The sequence below is a fragment of the Halobaculum sp. D14 genome (genome assembly GCF_051195135.1).
Classification (GTDB): domain Archaea; phylum Halobacteriota; class Halobacteria; order Halobacteriales; family Haloferacaceae; genus JBNTKA01.
Map to the genome: position 1 here is coordinate 1 of NZ_JBNTKA010000007.1, position 18,913 is coordinate 18,913.

An 18,913-nucleotide genomic window follows, 5' to 3' on the forward strand; every position below is an offset into this window, starting at 1 on the left:
TCGCGGCCGGTGTCCGCGATCTCGTAGTAGTCGCTACTCATCGCTGGAGTCCTTGCTGGTGGTGAGACGGTCGAGCAGTTCCGTGTAGTCGGTGTCGACGGTGCCGGTGCCGTCGTCAGCGCTCATCCGCACGCCCATATCCAGTTGGTGCAGCAACGCGTTCGTCGCACGGAACGCCTCCCGACTCGTCGAGATCGGCACCGCTGGAGAGAACGTCACCGACTTCGTCTCAGTCGCTGCACCGCGACCAGGGATGTCGCTCTGGTAGATCAGTCGGGCACGCCACTCGTCAGCCTCCAGGAACGATTTGACGCCGACAACCGGCAACACACGTCGGCCGTGCCGCTCACCCACCGGCGGCCCGTTGATCGGGCGCACGCGGTCGACCGACGCGACCTCTTCACCATCGACGGGCGCACTCGCCAGCACCGGAATGGTGTCAATCTCCACCTCATTCCACAGCCGTTTACCCGGCTCAGTCCGGCGATACAACGCCTCTGCCTCGAGGACGTACTGCGCGACCGCGTGCCTGATCTCCTCCGCTGCGCGGCCGGCCGTCGCCCTCTGCTGAAGCGCAACCGCATTCCGGAGCGTCGCCGCAGCATCCTGCTTCGCCTCGAGAAGCTGCCGGTGCCGCATCCGCTCGACAAACTCGTCGACGGAGTCCGCCGTGAACACCGCATCCTCCGACCGATCACTGCTCATCGGCATCACCAAAACTGTAGACGATCGCACCGTTCTTCACGTCGGCGAACACGGCCGCCTCGTCTTCGGAATCAACCTCGAGCTGCTCACAGACCCGTTTCGGGAGCGTCGTTCGGTACCGACGGCCACCGCGGCTGTTGCGATCGGTGACGACCACCGAGTAGTCGCCGACGTTGTACAGCTCTCCGTTCAGCGCTCGTTCAATCGCCCGCTTAGCCCGTAGTTGCTGGGGGTCAGTTCCCGTCATCAACGACGCCGAATCACGGGAACGGTATATTTGGCTCCCCGGCTGGGTGCCAACGCGGGCTCCCATGCGGTCCCCCACGGGAGGGGGCGTTTTGGTGGTTGAAAGCCAGGTTAGAGGAAAGAGCAGGACCCGCCGCTACTCAGCGGACCACGAAGGAAAGTGAGGGTGGACGCCCTTCGCTCCCTCCTTCGTCCGGATGTGGCTTAGACCTTACGAGCGAATAGCTGCGGCACTCGCGATCCACGGAAATGAGCATGACAGCGCAACAGGAGGCAGAAGGAGGGACCGAGAAGAAACTGACACTCAACCAAGAGGACGCCCTAAACGGCGACACGGAGTTTGCGTCCGCTCTCGTCGGCCTGGCGTCGATCCTCTGGCAGGTCGGCCGCGAGCACCCAGACGCCGCGGTCGACAAGCAGGTCCGGGTCGCAGCCGAACGCGCCGCAGACGCGGACCTCCTCGATGGAGGAGACCATGGCGACTGACGACGGGGTCGCGGACTACGACCGGGAGTTCCTCCCCGAACACGACAAGGTGCTCCTCAATGTCCTGACCGGGGGTTACGGTCGACGGACGCCAAAGCGGATCGCCGAAGACATTCGCATCGTCCGGGAGCCCGAAGACGGAAACTGGTGGGCGATCCACAAGCTTGACCACGACGAGGAAACTGCCACTACGGTCGACATCCTGCACGTCGGCGCGTTCCGGAGCGTCCTCGCGCTGAAAAACCGTCTCAGTAAATACACCGAGGCAGGGCTGTGGTCCCACGTCGAGGGCAGCGAGAAAGACGACGTCGACGAAGAGCCAGAAATGAGGTGGGTGCAGTGAGCGCCCAACACGGCGACAACAGTTGGAAGTGGCGTGTCCCGCCAGCAACCGGGAAGCATCGCGACGGCTCCCCGTCGACGTACACGCTCACCTGGCACCCGACCCGCAGCCACACGAAGAAAGCGCTGTTCCGGATCGATACGGACGACGGGGTCGCGACGCTTCAGCACATCCGGGAGATCGTCACGCAGCAGCGCGGCGAGTCCACCCACGACCTCATCACCGACCCGGAGCTCACCGACATCCCGCCGCAGCTGCTCGCAATCCTGAAAGACGAAGGGTTCACCCCGGCGACGGAGGTGGAGCGGTGAAACGTCAGACGCACCGCACTGTTTATGCCGCAGGACGTGAAATCAGCGAGCAGAACACACCCGACGCTACGAAAGAAAGAGGAGTCGGGGAGAAGGACCCCCGAGCACCCTGGAACCGTGCTCGACCCTTTCTCCTCGCCGAACGTGAATCTACCGGTCCCGATAGGTCTGGGTCCAGTCTTCGCGTTCAGCACCGCGCCGGCGGTGGCTCATCCGGTATCAGAAACATGAGCTACACGACATCTGCGCGGACATGGTGCGAGAACCGAGTTTCGACCGGGGCGGTTGACGGAGTTGACGGTTGGGATTTTGAACCGTCAAACAGAAAACCGAGAGAGGGCGGAGAGGGGTTGACATGTTTGACGGATTTGACGGCAAATAGAAAGGGGGTGTACGTAGCGGGCGCTCGTCCGTGCTCGCGCTCGCGCTCGCGCTCGCCCGCTGCCTTACCCACCTGCCTCTCTAGAACCGTCAAATCCGTCAAATCCGTCAATGCCCCGCCGCAGTATGGTGATTTGGTGTTCACGGCTGACCGTCAACCGTGGTGTCAATTTGACGGCCAGGGAGGAATCGCGTGAGCGATATCGACCTAGACAGCGTCCGCGCGCACTACGAGGAGATCACTCCGGTCGTCGAGGAGCTGGCCGAACTGGACGGCCACCTCACCATCGGCCTGAACGATTACAGTGGCTGGTACGTCCGGCGGGACCACGACGACTTCGACGTCCTGGAGGAAGGCTACGAGCAGGAAGGACGATGCGCGACGCTCGCACAGGACTACGGCACCGTCCGCAGCCGGATCGAGCGTGCGCTGTATGCCCTGACGACGTACAAGGCTCGCGACGCCTTCGTGGACTGGGAGCCCTGCACCGTCGAGGACGGGCAAATCGAGTGGATGAACGGCAGCCCGACTCCCGGGTACGGCGACCTCCGTGGTGTGATGGCCTGGGGCGACATCGACCTCGCCGACGAGCTGAAGCCGCAAAGGGGCGACCTCGACGAAGACACCCAGCAAGTGATTGAGGAAACGCTGGCAGCCTACGTCGAAGAGTACGCCCGGCTGTACGGCGACCGCGACGCGATCTTCGCACTGGACAGCGTCGGCGGGTCGTACGTGATGGGCGCACCCGCCGCGACGCTCCCTATCGCCGAGGTCTTCGAGGACGACCCAGACGCACGCGAGCGCGTGATGGAGGCGTTCGTGGACCGGTCCAACGACTGGCTGAAGGAAGCTCAGAAGCGCGTTGAGGAGCGCGTCGACGGCGCTGCTGAGGTCATCGACCCCGACTGGGTAAACAACTGCAACCGGCAGTACAAAGCACCGCTGTCGCTCCATGCGGACCACGACGCGGTGGTCGTCCCGCTGGATACCGAGGACCCGACGTACGAGCTCGTCCCGTTCGACGATGTCGACGAGGACCTCGTCGAGGAGACAACCAGCTGGGCAGCCGATTTCACGAGCACCGAGCACCGCGGCCACGCCGAGACGCTGGTGAAGCGCCTCTGGCCCGACGAGTACGAGGCATACGACAGTTGGGGGGATGCGCTGAAGGCGTGGGTCGAGGAGGAACGGGAACGCGAAGAGCGGCAGGAAGAGGCCCGCCAGCGCGCCCGTGAGCGCCGCCGCGAGCGGAAGGAACAGATGGGCGGTGGTGTCGAAGGCGCACCGGTGACGCCGTTCATCACCGATGTCTACGATGCCCTGGACGCGCTCGATATAGAGGACGTCGCCGACCGCACAATCGTCCACCAGTGGACCGACCGCGCGAGTGGGATGCGCGACAACTCGGGTGACGGAAAGCGGGCGTTCGTCCCGATCTGGGGCACGAACGCCGAGAGCGGAAACGCGAACTTCGTCGATACGGACACCGGGTTCTGGGTCGATACAGGCGACGACTACAGCGGTGGTCCGGTGAAGATGGCCCTCATCGCCGAGGAGAACTGGGACCGCGACGCGACGCCGTCGGGCGACGACTGGCGGCGCGGCCTGCAGTACCTGCGTGGGATGGGCTTCGAAATCCCCGTCTGGACTCCCGACGCCCGCTCGCAGAACGCTGACGGCGAGGAGTACGAGCAGATGCCGTACTGGGCGGTCAGGGAGGCCGCCGTGGCGCTCGGTGTGCTCCCTGAGGACGCCTTCATTCACGCGCAAAGTGAGCGGGGAGGCTATCTTCGGTTCCCGGGAAAGGAGACGTACAACCATGCTCTCGCGGCCATCGAGGATGCTGGCCTGGACCACGGACGCGAGTACATGAGTGACGACGGGGGGCGACCCGACGACCTGGAGGACGTCGGTGGTGACGACACACCACCGGCACCAACGTCCCCGCCGCAGGAGGACCCAGATGCGCCTACCCCGGACGCCGTCAAGGACGGCCAGGAAAGCGATGACGGCCGGAACGCGAACGTCCGCGCGCACATCGAGCTGGACGTCGAGAATGGAGGCTACGGCTACTGGAACACAAACCACGAGACCGGCGACACTTGGTTCGAACGAGTCACGAACTTCACCATCGAGGTGGAGTCGTTCTTCTTCAACGACGGCGAGCGCCTGATCGAGATGACCGTCGTCCCCGGGACGGGTGAAGAGCCGTACGAACTCACGGTTCCGACGAAGGTGTTCAACGACGTCCGGCGGTTCCGCGACAACGTCGTGACCGGCCTCACGACCACGTTCGACGGGACCGCGTCGGATCTGAACGAACTGAGGAAGCTTGTCGGCGTTCAGGACGCTCCCGTGCGGACCGGAACACACCACATGGGTCTCCACCCCGACACCGACGAGTTCGTGACGCCGAACGGCGTCCTCACGGCCGACGGATGGGTCGAGGACCCTGACACGGCGTACATCGAACGAGAGATCAGCGCCGAGCGTGCCTGGTCACTGACTCCCGACGACAACACAGAGTACGACCCTCAGGAGGTCTCCGAGATCCTAGAGCTTGTCCCGAAGTCTCGAATCAGCGAGCGGTTCCTTCCGGCGATTGGCTGGCTCTACACCGCTCCACTTCGCCCGTACGTCCAAGACTGGGAGGGGCAGTTCAACACCCTCCACGTCACCGGAGAGACGGGCGCGGGCAAGTCCAGCTCACTCAGCATCCTCTGGCAGTTACTCGGGATGAACGGGGAACCGATGGCCTGCGACGACACGAAGTTCGCACTGATCACGTCGATGGCCTCGACGAACTCCATCCCGATGTGGTACGACGAATACAAGCCCGGAGACATGAAGGACTGGGAGGTAGATCGCTTCCAGAACCTGATGCGTTCGACTACCCGCGGCGGTGTCGCCACCCGCGGGAACGCCGACAAGTCCACCGAGGAGTACGAACTGAAAGCCCCGGTGATGATCTCGGGTGAGCAGTCCATGCAGGGGGCGGCCGAGGAGCGGCGGAGCATCCAGACGCGCTTCCGAGACACGGTGAAAGACCCTGGGTCACCGACGAAAGAGGCGTTCGCTCACCTCACCGGGATGGCGTACGACGCTGATGGAGAGACGAGAGAGCCCGAGGGATACAACCTCGAGCAGCACGCCCTCGCCTACTACCAGTTCGTCCTCCGGCAGGACGAAGACACGCTGAAGCGACTCTGGATAGAGTCCCGGGAGAGCGTTCGGGAACTGCTCACCACGAACGATGTCACCGGCGTGGACGACCTCCCCCGGCAGGGCGTCCAGACGATTCACTTCGGGATGACGCTGTACCGACGGTTTGCCGAACAGATGGCAGCTGAGGCCGACCTCGCCGTGGACGACCTTGACCTCCCGACAGACGAAGAGATCGGCGAGGCGATGCTCTACATCGCGGAGCAGTTCGGTGACGGCGGGTCGCGGAAGTCGCACCAGGACCGGTTCATAGAGCTAGCGGCGCGCGCTGCGACCGAGGAGTACCTCGAAGAGGGGAAACACTTCACATTCGTGAACGCGGGCGACCCCGACGAGCAGCTGGCGCTGAAGCTCTCGAGCGTACACGACCGAGTCTCGAAGTATGTCCGAGACCACGGGCTCGATGGCGAGGACCTTCTGAACACCGCGAAAGACTACCGCGACCGGATGAACGAGGAGGCCGATAACACTGACTCGTACGTCATCACGCACTCGCAGTACACCCCTCCGCTCGCACGCTGCGCCCGGATCGATACCTCGATGGCCGAAGAACAGTTGGAGTTCAACCGATTCGCGTTCGGTGCTGAACCTCGCGGAGAAGAGGAAGAAGTTGAGGGTGACAGCGACGGTGGTGACGGCGACGGTGGCGAGCAGCCGGCGCACCCCGACCCTGTTTCCATCGGAGAAATCGACCCGGGGAAACAGGATGTGGCGTCGGTGATCGCCGCGGTCGAGTTCGGGAAGTTTGACGGCCGCAGCACACAGGAGGGGACGCCGGCATGGACGGCGACCCTCTCTGACGAGACTGGTGAGGCTGAACTCGTCGTTTGGGACGAGGACGCCATCCCACAGATGTACGACCAGACCGGCCGGTTCGAGGCTGATGCACTTCACGTGAAAGGTGCAGAGATTGGTGAGTATGATGGGAAGCTTCAGCTTGTCGTCGGCACCGACACTATCATCGACCGCGCACAACTCGGAGCGGGAGAGATAGCCGATGCGGAACGTCCTGATGGGCAGTCTTCGATAGATGCAGCTGAAGATGCAGAGCCGGCCGTTGACGGCGGCGAGGAAATGAACGAGGCAGAGGTCACAGACCAGACCGAAGCAGCCGTCGCCGAGCACGTGCGCACTGAGGTGGATTCAGGCGACGAGGTGTCGGTCGCGAACGTCGCCGGCACCGTCGACGTCAGTCCGGACGCAGTCCGCGACGCCCTCGAGGCTCTCGCGGAGAAAGGACGCCAGGTGACACGTGCCGGTTCGGGGGGTGGTGAGTTTGAGGCGCTGTAGCCGCTTGGACCCCGCCCCGAATCCGTGCCGCTGAATTGGGGGTTCTCACCCATTCGTCGAGCATTTTCTCGGGAACCCCCTCAACGCTCGTCTTCGTCGAGCCGTTTGTTACTGGCTGAAATGAGCCCGACTCGGCTCTACAGTTTTCTCAGGCTGTGGGAGGCGTCTGCACATCGCGAAATTCGTCCAAAGAAAGGGTCGATATGAGTATGAACTGCTCTTAGGAAACACCTCGACAGTCTGCCCCGGCCACCGGGTTTTGGTCGTGGTTCAGTCCCCGATCAACAGGTTGCTATTCGGTCGGTACTCGCACCAACTCGGTGGCCGTCCGTCGCATACCTGTTAGGCAGGGGTTGGTCGGGGCTGGTGCGTGCGAACCGAATCAATTGGTCGGGGCATCCTCCACCGCCCCGGTTCGTGTTATTACATTCGACAGTTACCGGTGAAATCGGCTCTACTGAACCCGCGGTGCTGACAGTCACCGTTTCTGGCTCACATCTCCATTTGGCACCAGACTAGATTTATTGTGGTACGTCCTATATGTTGACCTGAAGTCATAGACAGCCTCACTCACACAGACAAGTGGAGCAGCCCGCAACTATCGCTGCACACCACACGAATGTTCCAAACACCAAACGCGTCGATTCGACGGTGCGTAATCGGATTGCTTGCTGCAACGGTTCTTCTGGCTGCAGTCACAGCACCTGCGCTCGCTTGGGAGAGCGATGAGGATGATGGGGAAGGTGACTGTGGATACGGACAGGAGGACTTCGGAGAGCAAGACTACGGGACTGATGATCCTGGTGTCGGTGTCGATGACAAACAGACTTGTCAGTCTTCTACCGACACTCAGGCATCCGAACAGGCCAGTATGAGTCCTGGTGACGGAATTGACTGGGACACGGAAACAAACGATATGGAAGGAGGAGATGCGTCTATTGATGAGGCCGATAGGCGAGATATCTCGAAGGCAGGAACGTTCCAGAACAGCAAGCTGCCGGGATCCTCAATCCTCGGTATCTATCACGCGTCGGAAGCAGTTGATGTCCCGGATCAGGAGGAACGGCTGGAAGATGACGGGCAGGTTCAGGAAGAAGAACTAGGCGCTGCCGATGACGACGGAGATTACTGACGGCGCTGTCAAGCGCACATTCTATTCAAACCTATTTTACTAAGAGGGGCCAGCACTGGCCCCGTTTTGCTTCTGTATATCCACCAGCGGCGAACTGCTACGTGATGTACGGCCCTGGAACACCAATAATGGAGAATACCATAGTAGGCCTATCCTGTTTGACGTCACTTCAGACACCGATGCAATGTGGGTGTCTCACCGGTGCCGAAAATAAGAATGGGCCGCTGCTCTCTGCAGGGGCGGTGTCTGACGTAGTTATTTGAAGGCACAGAAAGCACAGAAGCCCGTGACATCATGACTCGCCGAATCGGGATACTGCAACAGAAAGGCGGCGTCGGAAAGACCACGAACACAATCAACGTGGCCGGCGCGCTCGCTGCCCGCGGTCTCGACGTCCTCGCGGTAGACATGGACCCGCAGGGGTATCTGACGCACCGACTGGGCTTCGAGGACGCGTACGCGTCGGACCCGCCATCGCTCTACGACGCCCTGGACTCACCGGGCGAGCACGCGGTGGCGGACCTCGTCGTTCAGCACGAGGAGTTCGACCTTCTCCCGGCGAACATCGACATGTTCCGCCTAGAGCAAGACCTGATCGCGTCAGGAATGAGGCCGCGAATGCGCCTGAAACAGCTCCTCGACGACGCCACCGAGTGGGACGTCATCATCATCGACGCACCGCCGTCCCTCGGGCCACTGAACGACAACGTTGTACTGGCGACCGAGGAGATACTCGTCCCCGTTGAGGCGGACGAGAGCAGCCAACTTGCGTTGAACCACCTGCTCCGGCAGCTGGACACACTGGAAGACAACTACGGGACCCGAATCAGCATCCTCGGTGTGATCGTGTCGAACGTGGCGTATCCCTTGGACAACGAGCAGCAGGACGCAATCGAGTGGTTCGAGGAGCGGTTCGAGGGCCGCGTGCCCGTGTGGGTAGTTCGGTCGCGCGCAGCGATTAAGCGAGCCATGCAGGACGAGGTCTCGGTGTTCGGTGAGGACGCCGAGGACACCGACATGCGTGACGTGTACGCGGAGATCGCCGCGGAGGTGGCCCCGTGAGCGACGAGATCGACGACCGCCTCAGCCGTCGATTCGGTGAGGACGAGAAAGCCGGCGACGAGTCACAGACGGACAACCAGTCACAGACCGACATGAGTTCACAGACGTCACAGAAAGAACAGACAGGCAGCGAGGAGCAGAACGAAAAGAAAGCACAGAAGGCACAGAACATCAAGAAGGAATGGAACGTCCGGAGTTTCTACCTGCCTGACGACGTCGACGACGAACTGACGACTGCGTACAAGCGTCTGGACTTCGAGCTATCGGAGGCTGGGGCGGGTGTTGATCTCAAGAAGACGCGTCACTTCTACCCGCTGCTGGTGGAACTCGGGTTGGAACGCCTTGCGGAGATGGATACCACAGAGGTCACAGAACGGTTGGAAAGCACAGATTGAGTATAGCGATGAGAGGTTTATGCAGCGGCTGACATGGACGCAGGATAACAACTATACACGCAGCCCTGTCAATTATTCACATGCTGATGGCGCTCGCGTTCATCATCTTTGGCCGGAAGGTCCGCAGCAAGGACTACGGTCCCGCCTACCCGGGCTACTGCAACCGCTGCGAGAACGATGTTCACTTCCACCCGTGCAAATGGCGAAGCTGGGCGCACGTCTTCTGGATTCCTCTCATCCCATGGTTCGGCCACAGGGAGCTGGTTTGCCCCATCTGCGGGAGCAGCGTGGACCTGGACAAACCGGCGTTCCGTCGCGCGAAGCAACTCTCGCAGATCGGCGACGACATCGAGAACGGAAAGGCGACGCAGGAGGAGTTCCGTGCCGCGCTAAAAGACTTCGAGGTAGTATCAGGTTTTGACGAGTTTGACGTACGAATCACTGAGGTCCCCCCGGGAACCGAAGGAGAACCTCCCGAGACGGGAGAATGATGCGGTGGGGGCGTCGAAAAGACTAGAGGGTCGCCGTGCATCTATGCTTCTATGTCGATAGATAGCGGCCACCAGACACAGGATTCCAGCGGGGTAGTCCGATGAGGATTCGGCGCCCCGGCGGCGGGCGGGGTGGCTGGATTCCCGGCGCCCCTGACGACAGCACGGACTCGTCCGACAGCAACGACGCATCCGATTCGACCGGCGGCGGAGGCGGCGACGATGCGTTCAGCGGCGGGTCGGATCCGGCGCTCGACGCACCGGGTGGCGCCGGCGCGGATGCCGGGACGCCGACCGCGCCCAGCTCCGACGACAGCGGCGGCGGTGGGTCGGCTCCGTCGGCAGGCGGTGGGCCGGGCGGCTCGATTCCCGGCGCGCCTGGAGACGACGACTCGTCGGGCAGCTCCGGATCGTCAGGCGGCACCGACGCGGTTGACACCGGGTCGGAGTCGTCGACGGGCGGCGGGTCGGATCCGGCGCTCGACGCACCGGGGGGCGCCGGCCCGAACGCCGAGACGCCGACTGCGCCCAGCTCCGACGACAGCGGCGACGGTGGGCAGTCGGGCGGCTTCGGCGCGGGTCCGTCGAACCAAGAGATCATCGACAGGGCGGAAGAAGTGTCGAACGGGGCAGTCGGCGGGGACGCGGACCCGGCCGGTGGCCCGGGGGGCTCGATCCCCGGCGCACCGAGCGCCGGCGCCGGCTGGGGCGGCGGCGGTGATGCGACTCCGACCGACGGTGACGGTCGCGGAGAGACTGGTCCGGAGGTTGTCGTCGGGACGCCGTCGTGGGATGAGCCGACGACAGACCGTGCCGATATCTCGGCGGAGCAACGTAACCAAGTCCTGAGCCAGTTCCTGAGCAAGTATCAGGACACGCCGTTCACCCGCGAGGACCTTGCTGTGCGACAGCAGCGCGACGGCTCCGGAGTAGTGGTCGAGCCGACCCGCGGCGCCGTTGAGGATGCGGCAGCCGACCGTCTCCTCCGCCAGATCGCCGACCCGGACATTACTCGCGCGGACGTCAACATCGTCACCAACAACGAAGGGGAGCCCGTGGCCAAGCTGGAGCCTGCTGCCCGAGCAGAGCTCCGACGGAACAGGCTGGAAGACGCCCGTGACAGACTGCAAACCGCGCGTGAGAACATCGATTCACGCGTCGACTCGCTCGTTAACAACGACACTGAAGCCGGCAGAGCGACACAGAGCCGGCTGGCGCAGGAGGCCGAGGCGGCGAACATCGGGTCGGTGCGAGACCGCGTCGACTCGCTTCTGGGCGATCGCCCCATGGGGACTGATCCGCTGGTGGACGAGTCAATCGTCCGGTCCGCGTCCCGCGGCGGGCTTCTCGGAGAAAACGACTTCACCCCCGGCGCACTCCACCGGGGGTCGCTGGTCACGCAGCTCACCGGCATCTCCGAGCAGGACCTCGACAACGCCACTCGAGGGTTCGTAACTCAGGACGTTCAGCAGTGGATCGAGAAGGATGAGGGCGGTGTGGGCGACGCCGGCGAGGGCATCGGCGAGCAGGTCTTGGAGTCGACAGCAAAGTCGATGGTCGGCCTCTTCAACGCGCCACAGTACCTGAAAGCCGCGGAGAAAGTGAGCGACGCCGTGGACATCTGGACGGTCGGCGACGTCGCAGGGGAGCCAGGGAATGCGGCTGAGACGGCAGCGACTGTCGGTGTTCAGAGAGCGGCGAAGACCGCGCAGTTCATCGAGAAAAACCCGGGGAAGGCTGGCGGAGCACTGACGGCGGCCGTGTTGAGCGCCGGTGCTGCTGCTGCAAGCCGTGGAGCCGGCGGAGTGACGGCGTTCTCCAAGCTTTCTCGATCAGACATCGTTGACGAGGTGGACCCCCGCGTCAACGTCCTCGGGGATTTCCGTGGGTCCACTTCAGAAACGTTGTCCCGGCTGCTAGCTGACGAACGAGGAAAAGGGTCGTTGATCCCGCCGGGGCGGGGAGACAGGTCAGCTGGCTCTGAAGACCTCCCCGATACTATCGCCGGAACAGACCCGGACGTCGAGGACGCTTCGGGGCAGTCGTTCCGCCCGGAGTTCGACCGTGAGGACGACATCGGTGCTGCCGATCCAATTCAGCGCCGCCGGAAACGGGGGCGTGGACGGAACGACGAGGCAGCACCCGACAGCTACGACCCTGGCGCCGCATCGAACAGACGGGTGCTGGGAAGAGACAAGGAGCAGATCGACGAAGAGACCCAGAGTAACTTCTTCCCGGACGATGCCGACGCGACGACCACCGTGACGGCCGCAGCGACCGCACGGAGCGCCGCGGCAGAAGAGCCTGCGCTTGCGGAGACGATCACCGGAGGACCGGAAGGGGTCGACGGCGACTTCTGGGCAGCTTTCGACGACCCAGCCGGCTCGTCATTCGACGAAGCCTTTGGAAGCGTCTTCGAAGGGGGAGACGGTAATGTGAACGAGGACACCGCAACAGCCCTCGACAGGGACCTCTCGACCGGGCTTGACGTCGGGTCCTCCGCTGAGAACGATACAGACACGCCATCCGCCCTCGACGTCGGGTCTGTGATGGACCCCGGAATGGATTTCCCGGGACAGGACTCGAACCGAGACCCGAACCGGGACCCAAATCGAGACCGGAACGACGACGGGAGTCGAGACCGTGATTTCGACTTCGGCTTCGGCGACGGGGGACAGGACCAGGACGACGGCATGTTCGGCGGCGTGTCAGCGTTGAGCGAAGACGTGTGGGACACCGGTGTCGCACAGAGCCTCGAGGAGGCGTTCGGCAGCTCCGACGACGAGTCAGCGGCGGACCCGTTCGGTGACGGCGATAACGACGACCCCTGGGATTTCGGCGGACTTGGGTTCTGATTCTCTGAGGAACACGGTGTTCCCTGGGTGGACCCTCGGGGTCACGCCTTCGAAACACCCGTCCACGCTGCGCTTGGACCGCTGAACAAGCGAAACTTGTTTTTAGATACTGGTCAGGGTCCACTCAAGCCTAGGTCAGTCGAACCCCCACGGGACGTCGCCACCGTGCTCCTTCAGGAACTCGACGGCTTCGTCGATCGACCCCAGTTTGACGTTCTTCCGTTGGCCGCCTCCAACTTGTACGAGCGAGGCTTCGTTCCGAGGAATCATCTCATCGTTGATGAGTTGTCGTGCCCGCCCAGCGTCACTGTCACGAACTGAGTAGTTCAGAAGAGTATCGATGCGAATCTTGTTGCTCCCTGTCTTTCGCTTGCGAATCAATGTCTCCACGATTTTGCATTTGAGTTGAGAATCAGAGTTACTCATCGTATATATGTATGCGCGCAGGGTATTTAGTCTTTTCCCATCGGTCGAACACTACTGATGCACTCATAGGAAAGCTATAACACTGCGGGGAGTAGTAGTAGTAGTCATGTCGGGGAAAATGCAATCCCAACCAAACGAAGAATCACTGGCCAGCGAAGGGGCGATCGCGACGTTATTCAGCGGGCCAGCACGCACACGGGTCATCGAGGCATTCGTCGCGAACGCGTCCCGAGAACTGAACGTCAGCGACATCGCCCGGCTTAGCGACACAGCCCGTAGCACCGTCTACAGGCACCTTGACGAGCTCCAAGACCTCGGGCTGATCAAGGAATTCGGCGAGGAGGGTGGAAAAAGATACACGCTCGATGAGGAGGACGAGCTCGCGACACTGCTCCGAAAAGTCGAGGGAGTCACGCTGCAGCGCCTGCTTGACATGCAGACCGAAGACTAACTGATTGTTGGCCCGCTAAGGGTACTTGGTATGGACTACCTATGCTTCCCGCCTTTCTTTATAAGGTGGTGACGGTGCCCCCCTTCCGGGTGGCTTATGCCGTCCCTGTGACACCAGTAGTGCATGTCGAGACCCGGGCCGCTTGAATACGTCAAAACTATCGCCACTAATCGGCTCGACGACCACCCGGCGTGGCCAGTATCCCAGTTCAAGCTGGAATGCGAAGTGGCGGGGGTCTATCAGAACACTACAGGGAACGCCTTGATCGAGCTGAAGCGAGCGGGCGAGATTGAGGAGAAGAGTGTCCAAGTGGATGGGGACACCCGAAAATACTTCGCCCGGTCCAAACGCCATGAGCCCGAGGACAGCATCGTTGAGGCGACAAAGAGATTCGAAGCGTTTCTCACTAGAAGTGGATACTACGCCAACCTCATCGCCTACGTAGCTCTCTGCAAAATCTATGATGAGATCGGGCAACACATTACCGGGTTCGACGTACTCCCTGAAGGCCCACACAGATATATTCTTAATAACCCAGGGAGGGAGCCTGACGGGGTTCTCCTCTTACCGGATGAACGTGTTCCCGTTGAGGTCTACAATGGAGGAGACTATCTTGGGACTAACACACGGAAACACCAGCAATTGGAGGACCTATCATCCGACCCCGATAATGGGATTCCGACCAACCCGATGCTAATCAACCGTCTCTCGGACGACGAGATGAGAGCGGCGGTGCGTTCAATGAACGGGATAGTTATTGACACAAATGTGATGGTGGCATGCAATAACGAGAAGCCTGAGATCAACGAGGTTCTCGACACTCTCCACCTCACACCGCGCTTTTCCTTCCTACCTGAGGTTGAGACTACTGATGGAGACGTGCTTGATGGAGCTGACTACGACGAACTCTCTCTGTCCACCGGTGACGTCGATACCCTTCGACCCCCTTCGAAGATGCTTGAATCAGCGGACATTCTACCTGACCAGTATATTAAGCGCATTCGCGGCGGCGTACAGCTACAGTACGTGAACTCAATCTACAGAGAAGGGCACGGCCGCATGAAACAAGATGCGTGTCTGGTTCTACAAGCAATATATAACATCCTCCTCCGGGAAGGCGGGCTCACCCGATCGACTGCGCTGAACCGCGGGTGGGACAGAACCATCGAGCACTATAACCGTCTGAAGAGTGCCCAACAACGGAAGGAGAGTATTCTCGATCATACCCGCGACCTACTGAACCGCCTTCAAGACGAGCACATCATCACCCAACGGAGCGGGAAAATATACGCGCGGCAGGCTGAACACCCGCAACAGCACCTCACCTTTTAGCCCCAGACACTGGCAACCAGAATTCTGCGCGCCAATTAGATAGAGCACACTCCACCAGCTATACCGATAACCCCTACGGGGTTATCGGTATGGCCAAGCTCTTACTCTAGACGTCACGAGCAGCTAGCAATACCTTCTCCCACCCTCAACTACTCTTCACCGACAGACCATTCAGATCGATACCGAAGGGGCAGTTCGTTCGTATCCAAGATATCAACGATCTCCTCTCCAGTGAGGTTGCCGCGCTCTTCTGCTGCCCGAAGCAGCTCAGCAAACGCGCCACTTGGGACGGCATCCGTCCCTCCAGCCATCTCAATGTAGAACATTGCTGCGCGGTCAAGCGCTTTTGACTTCGCTGACTCCCCGGTCGCCTCGACGAGCGCCTCGTACTTTCGCTCGCGAGAGTCGTTCATCTGGATCCGCATTATTGCACAACCCCTCTCGATTCGTGGCTGAGCATTCCCACGCGGAGCACATCAGTATTTAAAGACACGCTCCCTGAACGCAAGATACCGGCCGCTGGGGGCTCCCCCTTACCTCCCGCGCCACCGGACCTTGCACAACCCCTCTCCCCAGAACTTGTGCAATTCTCCGGAGCCGGTTTTCCGTGTGTGCAACCCCGTGGACTCGCACGAAGACCGGGGTCCTCGGCTCTACTCACCGTCCCACCCCAGCGCTGTCGGCTCGGTCTCCGCGTCGATCACGCGCGTCTCCTCGCCGTCGACCTCGGCACCGCACCACGGGCAGTACTCGGGGCGGCCATCGCCGGCGCGGTAGTCGTACGTGCCGCCGTCGGCACCGCAGCTGCACGTCACGCGCCACTCGTTCGGAATTTCGTCGACGTCACTCATCTTCACAGACCACTGCTCGGAGTTCGTCGAGGAGCTCCGGGTGGTGCTCCTCGAGGACCTCGACGTCCTTGCTGAGCTCCTCGTTGATCCGGGAACGGACCCGCGAGACTGCCTGATATCTCTGCGAATCCGTCGCGTCACTGCCGTTACTGATGTATTCGCGGTCAGTATCAGTCATGATCGCACGGTATCGGCCCATACCTTCGCCTGTTTTGGATTGCACTAATGACTACCTCTGTCCGGAGGCTCTGCCGCCTGCCTAAAGTATGCACTGGTGCCTATCATATGCACTAGTGCAAATAACTAAGTGGGCGGAGCCAAGACTACCGAGTAGCCACGGAGCGCCCTCAGAAGGCGCCCGGACGCTGTGACGTCCGGACGACGTGGCTGCCTCGAAGCAACCATGAAGAAGCAAGACACGCGGCCCCAAGAAGAGAACGGTACCGAATCGGAACTGAAGCCGACGCGACGCGCTGTGCTCGGCGCTGCGGGCGTGCTCGCACTCCCCACCGCAGCGGGCACCGCGACCGCCGCAGCGGGCGACACGCGGAGCGCACGTACGTACGAAGGCGTGTGGGTCGACATGCAGTTCGGCGGGACCCTCAGGGACGCCGACCTCACGCTGCGGAAACTTCCAGCGTTCGACGACGAACCGGGGGTCTCCGGCGCCGAGCTCTCGATGGTCACCGAAATCGGCGAGGTGACGATCTCCCTCGAGCCCGCGCAGGCTGAGGCGGTCGGACGCGCACTGGTCGTCGCCGGTCAGGATGGTGGTCGCGATGAGTGAGCTGACGCGGCGGAGGTTCCTCGGTGCTTCCGGGGCGCTCGCAGCGGGGGCAGAGGTGGAGTGGGACGAGCTCGGCTTCCACCCGGACGAAAGCTACGACTGGGACGACCTCGACGGCATCGTGGAACGGCGACTAGTCGAGACCGAGGACTCCCTTAGCGCGACGACCGAAGGGAAGTGGGGCGGCTTCAGCTTCGAGGAAGGTGAGCTTGAGGACGAGTCCGTGTCGGTGTCCTACGTCGACTCGGGTCTCCTCCTCGTATTCAACGCGAACGGCGAAGACTCACGCCTCGGCGCGAGCGCGAAACTCGACGCGCAGGAGGCGCGGGAGATCGCACTCGGCCTCTGGATGGGCGCCGAGGAGTACGAGGCGTTCAACGATGCCTAGTGGCAGCGTGACGGGCCGCACGTTCCACGAGGAGGCGAGTCTCATCACAGACGGTGTCTGCCCCCTGTGCGACGAAGAGTTCAACAGAGAGTGGGTCAGGCACGTCTGGCAGGTGTGCAGAGCGTCGGACCCCGTTGGCTTCGAACCAGCCGGAGCAGAGCCCACGGAGGGACGCGCCGCACCAGGAGGGACGACGTGACTGCGCGCACCTACAGCGACCGCGAGCGGCGGCGCCTCGAGGAGTTCGGACGGCGCCGGACCGTCGAGGCACTCGTCGATATCGCACAGACTCACCTCAGCGACTACGTCAAGACAGAGGACCGAGGGCAGTCCTATCAGGATACGCGCCCCGGTTCTATCAGGCGCACAGCGCCTAAGACCCTCGAATCTAGTACGGAGCTGTCATGTTTCAGCGACTGACCTGCAACCGGTGTGGCACCGAGTTCAGTACAGATCGAGAGCCGCCCATCCCCGGCGGTGACACGTCACGCTGTCCGAGCTGCGGAACGCAGCACACAACCACGTCGGGCGCCGGAGCTAGCGGCCAAGCAGTCGCAGCTGACGGCGGGCTCGGTGTGCCCCTCGAGATCCACGCCGAGGACGGAGCGACGGTCGTGGTGAACCCATCGAGCACCGACGAGGAGGAGACTCGCTAAGGCGTCGCCGCACTTCCTGTCTCAGGTCTCTTTTCTCAGCTCGATTTCGATCATCGTTCGGTCGCTCGTCACCCGCCGCGTTGGAAGGCAGCAGCGAGGAGAGAGCAGACAAGCGTGTGTGTAGTTATGTGTACGGGGACGGAGTGACTTACAACAACACATACGCCGATGCCGTCTGTCGATTACACCCCCGAGATGGAAACGGCAAAACAGGCCGCTATTCGGTGTGGTCACTTACCCAGGTGTGTGATCGACCCACCGCGTCAGCCGCCTCCCGCAACGTGGCCCCGTTATCCCGCAGCCTCTGTGCAACCTCTCGTTTCTCCTGCTCGCGGGCTTCATCCTCCGACAGCTCCGGCTCCTCATCGTCCTCATGAAGGTCGTCCGCGTCAAGCGTCGCTGCCGCCAGCAACTCGTCCTTCTCCTCGTCGAGCGCGCGATACGCGTCGACGCCAGCCGACGGCACGTCGGGAAACGCGATCCGTTCCCGGTCCAACGACTCCGTCCAGATGTCCCCCTCCGAGAACGACGTCGTCACCTCGTACGCCTTGAAGTATCCGATTGGCTCCTTGAGGCAGTGAAGCCGGAACTCCGCTTCCCGACGCATTCCCTTCGACGCCTTCGACCAGTGCGGCAGCGTCACCAGCGAGACGATCCGCTTCTTGCGCATCAGCTGCCACCAGTTCCCCAGCGCCACGTTCTGCTTCGACGTCTCGCGGTACGCGTGCCCGGCACCGGCGCCGGCGAGCTCGTCGAGGACGATCACCGACGGCTGCTCAGGGCCGGGATGCTCACGAACGCGCTGAAGGTATTTCTTCCCGGAGAGTGTGATGTCGTCTTCGGTGAAGTCGTAGTCGAACACGTCGGCGAGCAGCATCGCGAGGAACACTGCGAGGCCCGTCTTCCCGACGCCTTTTGCGGAGTCCTCGGCGTCGATGATGATTCGGGCGTCGCCGGAACGCGGACCGTAGATGCCCTTCATCAGCGTTTCCCAAAACTCGGTGTCGCCGATGTGTCGTTTCTTCTCGCGGCCGGTGTCCGCGATCTCGTAGTAGTCGCTACTCATCGCTGGAGTCCTTGCTGGTGGTGAGACGGTCGAGCA

At 62.0% G+C, this 18,913-nt stretch carries 21 protein-coding genes; 14 read left to right on the forward strand and 7 right to left on the reverse strand.

Annotated elements, in window-relative coordinates; genetic code table 11:
- Nucleotides 1-33: 33 nt before the first annotated feature.
- Both ACQUST_RS14750 and ACQUST_RS14755 read right to left on the reverse strand, forming a co-directional pair.
- Complete coding sequence (locus ACQUST_RS14750) at nt 34-705, reverse strand: hypothetical protein (protein WP_435130281.1); 672 nt, start codon at nt 703-705, stop codon at nt 34-36.
- Nucleotides 695-952, reverse strand: a complete 258-nt coding sequence (locus ACQUST_RS14755) for a hypothetical protein (protein ID WP_435130284.1) — start codon at nt 950-952, stop codon at nt 695-697. Before ACQUST_RS14755 ends, ACQUST_RS14750 begins: the two co-directional genes overlap by 11 nt.
- A gap of 248 nt (nt 953-1,200) precedes the next feature.
- On the opposite strand from ACQUST_RS14755, the gene ACQUST_RS14760 reads away from it, so the two are divergent.
- The 9 genes from ACQUST_RS14760 (at nt 1,201) to ACQUST_RS14800 (ending at nt 12,920) form a co-directional block, all read left to right on the forward strand.
- On the forward strand, nt 1,201-1,437 hold the full coding sequence (locus ACQUST_RS14760; protein ID WP_435130286.1) for a hypothetical protein: 237 nt from the start codon (nt 1,201-1,203) through the stop codon (nt 1,435-1,437).
- A complete protein-coding gene (locus ACQUST_RS14765; RefSeq protein ID WP_435130289.1) occupies nt 1,415-1,780 on the forward strand; it encodes a hypothetical protein in 366 nt (121 codons plus the stop codon). The genes ACQUST_RS14760 and ACQUST_RS14765 overlap by 23 nt, the downstream gene beginning before the upstream one ends.
- Nucleotides 1,777-2,091 carry a hypothetical protein gene (locus ACQUST_RS14770; RefSeq protein WP_435130292.1) on the forward strand — a complete coding sequence of 105 codons (315 nt, stop codon included), beginning with the start codon at nt 1,777-1,779 and terminating at the stop codon, nt 2,089-2,091. The genes ACQUST_RS14765 and ACQUST_RS14770 overlap by 4 nt, the downstream gene beginning before the upstream one ends.
- A 574-nt stretch (nt 2,092-2,665) precedes the next feature.
- The gene (locus ACQUST_RS14775) at nt 2,666-6,985 is read left to right on the forward strand and encodes a hypothetical protein (protein ID WP_435130294.1); all 4,320 of its coding nucleotides are present in this window, start codon (nt 2,666-2,668) and stop codon (nt 6,983-6,985) included.
- A 664-nt stretch (nt 6,986-7,649) separates the two neighbouring features.
- Nucleotides 7,650-8,117 (forward strand): hypothetical protein, encoded by a 468-nt coding sequence (locus tag ACQUST_RS14780; protein WP_435130297.1) that lies wholly within the window; start codon nt 7,650-7,652, stop codon nt 8,115-8,117.
- 294 nt (nt 8,118-8,411) lie between these two features.
- The gene (locus ACQUST_RS14785; RefSeq protein ID WP_435130300.1) at nt 8,412-9,179 is read left to right on the forward strand and encodes a ParA family protein; all 768 of its coding nucleotides are present in this window, start codon (nt 8,412-8,414) and stop codon (nt 9,177-9,179) included.
- A complete protein-coding gene (locus ACQUST_RS14790) occupies nt 9,176-9,574 on the forward strand; it encodes a hypothetical protein (RefSeq protein ID WP_435130303.1) in 399 nt (132 codons plus the stop codon). The genes ACQUST_RS14785 and ACQUST_RS14790 overlap by 4 nt, the downstream gene beginning before the upstream one ends.
- A gap of 80 nt (nt 9,575-9,654) precedes the next feature.
- Nucleotides 9,655-10,065, forward strand: coding sequence for a hypothetical protein (locus tag ACQUST_RS14795; RefSeq protein ID WP_435130306.1), 411 nt, complete (start codon nt 9,655-9,657; stop codon nt 10,063-10,065).
- A 101-nt stretch (nt 10,066-10,166) separates the two neighbouring features.
- Nucleotides 10,167-12,920, forward strand: coding sequence for a hypothetical protein (locus ACQUST_RS14800; RefSeq protein ID WP_435130309.1), 2,754 nt, complete (start codon nt 10,167-10,169; stop codon nt 12,918-12,920).
- Nucleotides 12,921-13,055: 135 nt separating this feature from the next.
- Here ACQUST_RS14800 and ACQUST_RS14805 read toward each other — a convergent pair whose 3' ends face one another.
- Nucleotides 13,056-13,346 (reverse strand): hypothetical protein, encoded by a 291-nt coding sequence (locus tag ACQUST_RS14805; RefSeq protein ID WP_435130312.1) that lies wholly within the window; start codon nt 13,344-13,346, stop codon nt 13,056-13,058.
- Nucleotides 13,347-13,452: 106 nt separating this feature from the next.
- Between ACQUST_RS14805 and ACQUST_RS14810 the strand changes: the two genes are divergently transcribed.
- Nucleotides 13,453-13,797: a winged helix-turn-helix domain-containing protein gene (locus ACQUST_RS14810; protein ID WP_435130314.1), complete on the forward strand. Its 345-nt coding sequence runs from the start codon at nt 13,453-13,455 to the stop codon at nt 13,795-13,797.
- Nucleotides 13,798-13,920: 123 nt separating this feature from the next.
- Nucleotides 13,921-15,129: a hypothetical protein gene (locus ACQUST_RS14815; protein ID WP_435130317.1), complete on the forward strand. Its 1,209-nt coding sequence runs from the start codon at nt 13,921-13,923 to the stop codon at nt 15,127-15,129.
- 149 nt (nt 15,130-15,278) lie between these two features.
- On the opposite strand, the gene ACQUST_RS14820 is transcribed toward ACQUST_RS14815, so the two are convergent.
- The 3 genes from ACQUST_RS14820 to ACQUST_RS14830 form a co-directional block, all read right to left on the reverse strand.
- The gene (locus ACQUST_RS14820; protein ID WP_435130320.1) at nt 15,279-15,554 is read right to left on the reverse strand and encodes a hypothetical protein; all 276 of its coding nucleotides are present in this window, start codon (nt 15,552-15,554) and stop codon (nt 15,279-15,281) included.
- Nucleotides 15,555-15,782: 228 nt separating this feature from the next.
- Nucleotides 15,783-15,980, reverse strand: coding sequence for a hypothetical protein (locus ACQUST_RS14825; RefSeq protein ID WP_435130323.1), 198 nt, complete (start codon nt 15,978-15,980; stop codon nt 15,783-15,785).
- Nucleotides 15,973-16,179 carry a hypothetical protein gene (locus ACQUST_RS14830; protein WP_435130326.1) on the reverse strand — a complete coding sequence of 69 codons (207 nt, stop codon included), beginning with the start codon at nt 16,177-16,179 and terminating at the stop codon, nt 15,973-15,975. Before ACQUST_RS14830 ends, ACQUST_RS14825 begins: the two co-directional genes overlap by 8 nt.
- Before the next feature lie 204 nt (nt 16,180-16,383).
- On the opposite strand from ACQUST_RS14830, the gene ACQUST_RS14835 reads away from it, so the two are divergent.
- From ACQUST_RS14835 to ACQUST_RS14845, 3 genes are all read left to right on the forward strand, one after another.
- A complete protein-coding gene (locus tag ACQUST_RS14835) occupies nt 16,384-16,767 on the forward strand; it encodes a hypothetical protein (RefSeq protein ID WP_435130329.1) in 384 nt (127 codons plus the stop codon).
- The gene (locus ACQUST_RS14840; RefSeq protein ID WP_435130332.1) at nt 16,760-17,155 is read left to right on the forward strand and encodes a hypothetical protein; all 396 of its coding nucleotides are present in this window, start codon (nt 16,760-16,762) and stop codon (nt 17,153-17,155) included. Before ACQUST_RS14835 ends, ACQUST_RS14840 begins: the two co-directional genes overlap by 8 nt.
- 195 nt (nt 17,156-17,350) lie before the next feature.
- Nucleotides 17,351-17,575 carry a hypothetical protein gene (locus ACQUST_RS14845; protein WP_435130335.1) on the forward strand — a complete coding sequence of 75 codons (225 nt, stop codon included), beginning with the start codon at nt 17,351-17,353 and terminating at the stop codon, nt 17,573-17,575.
- Nucleotides 17,576-18,028: 453 nt separating this feature from the next.
- On the opposite strand, the gene ACQUST_RS14850 is transcribed toward ACQUST_RS14845, so the two are convergent.
- On the reverse strand, nt 18,029-18,877 hold the full coding sequence (locus ACQUST_RS14850; protein ID WP_435130338.1) for an ATP-binding protein: 849 nt from the start codon (nt 18,875-18,877) through the stop codon (nt 18,029-18,031).
- Between the last annotated feature and the right edge of the window lie 36 nt (nt 18,878-18,913).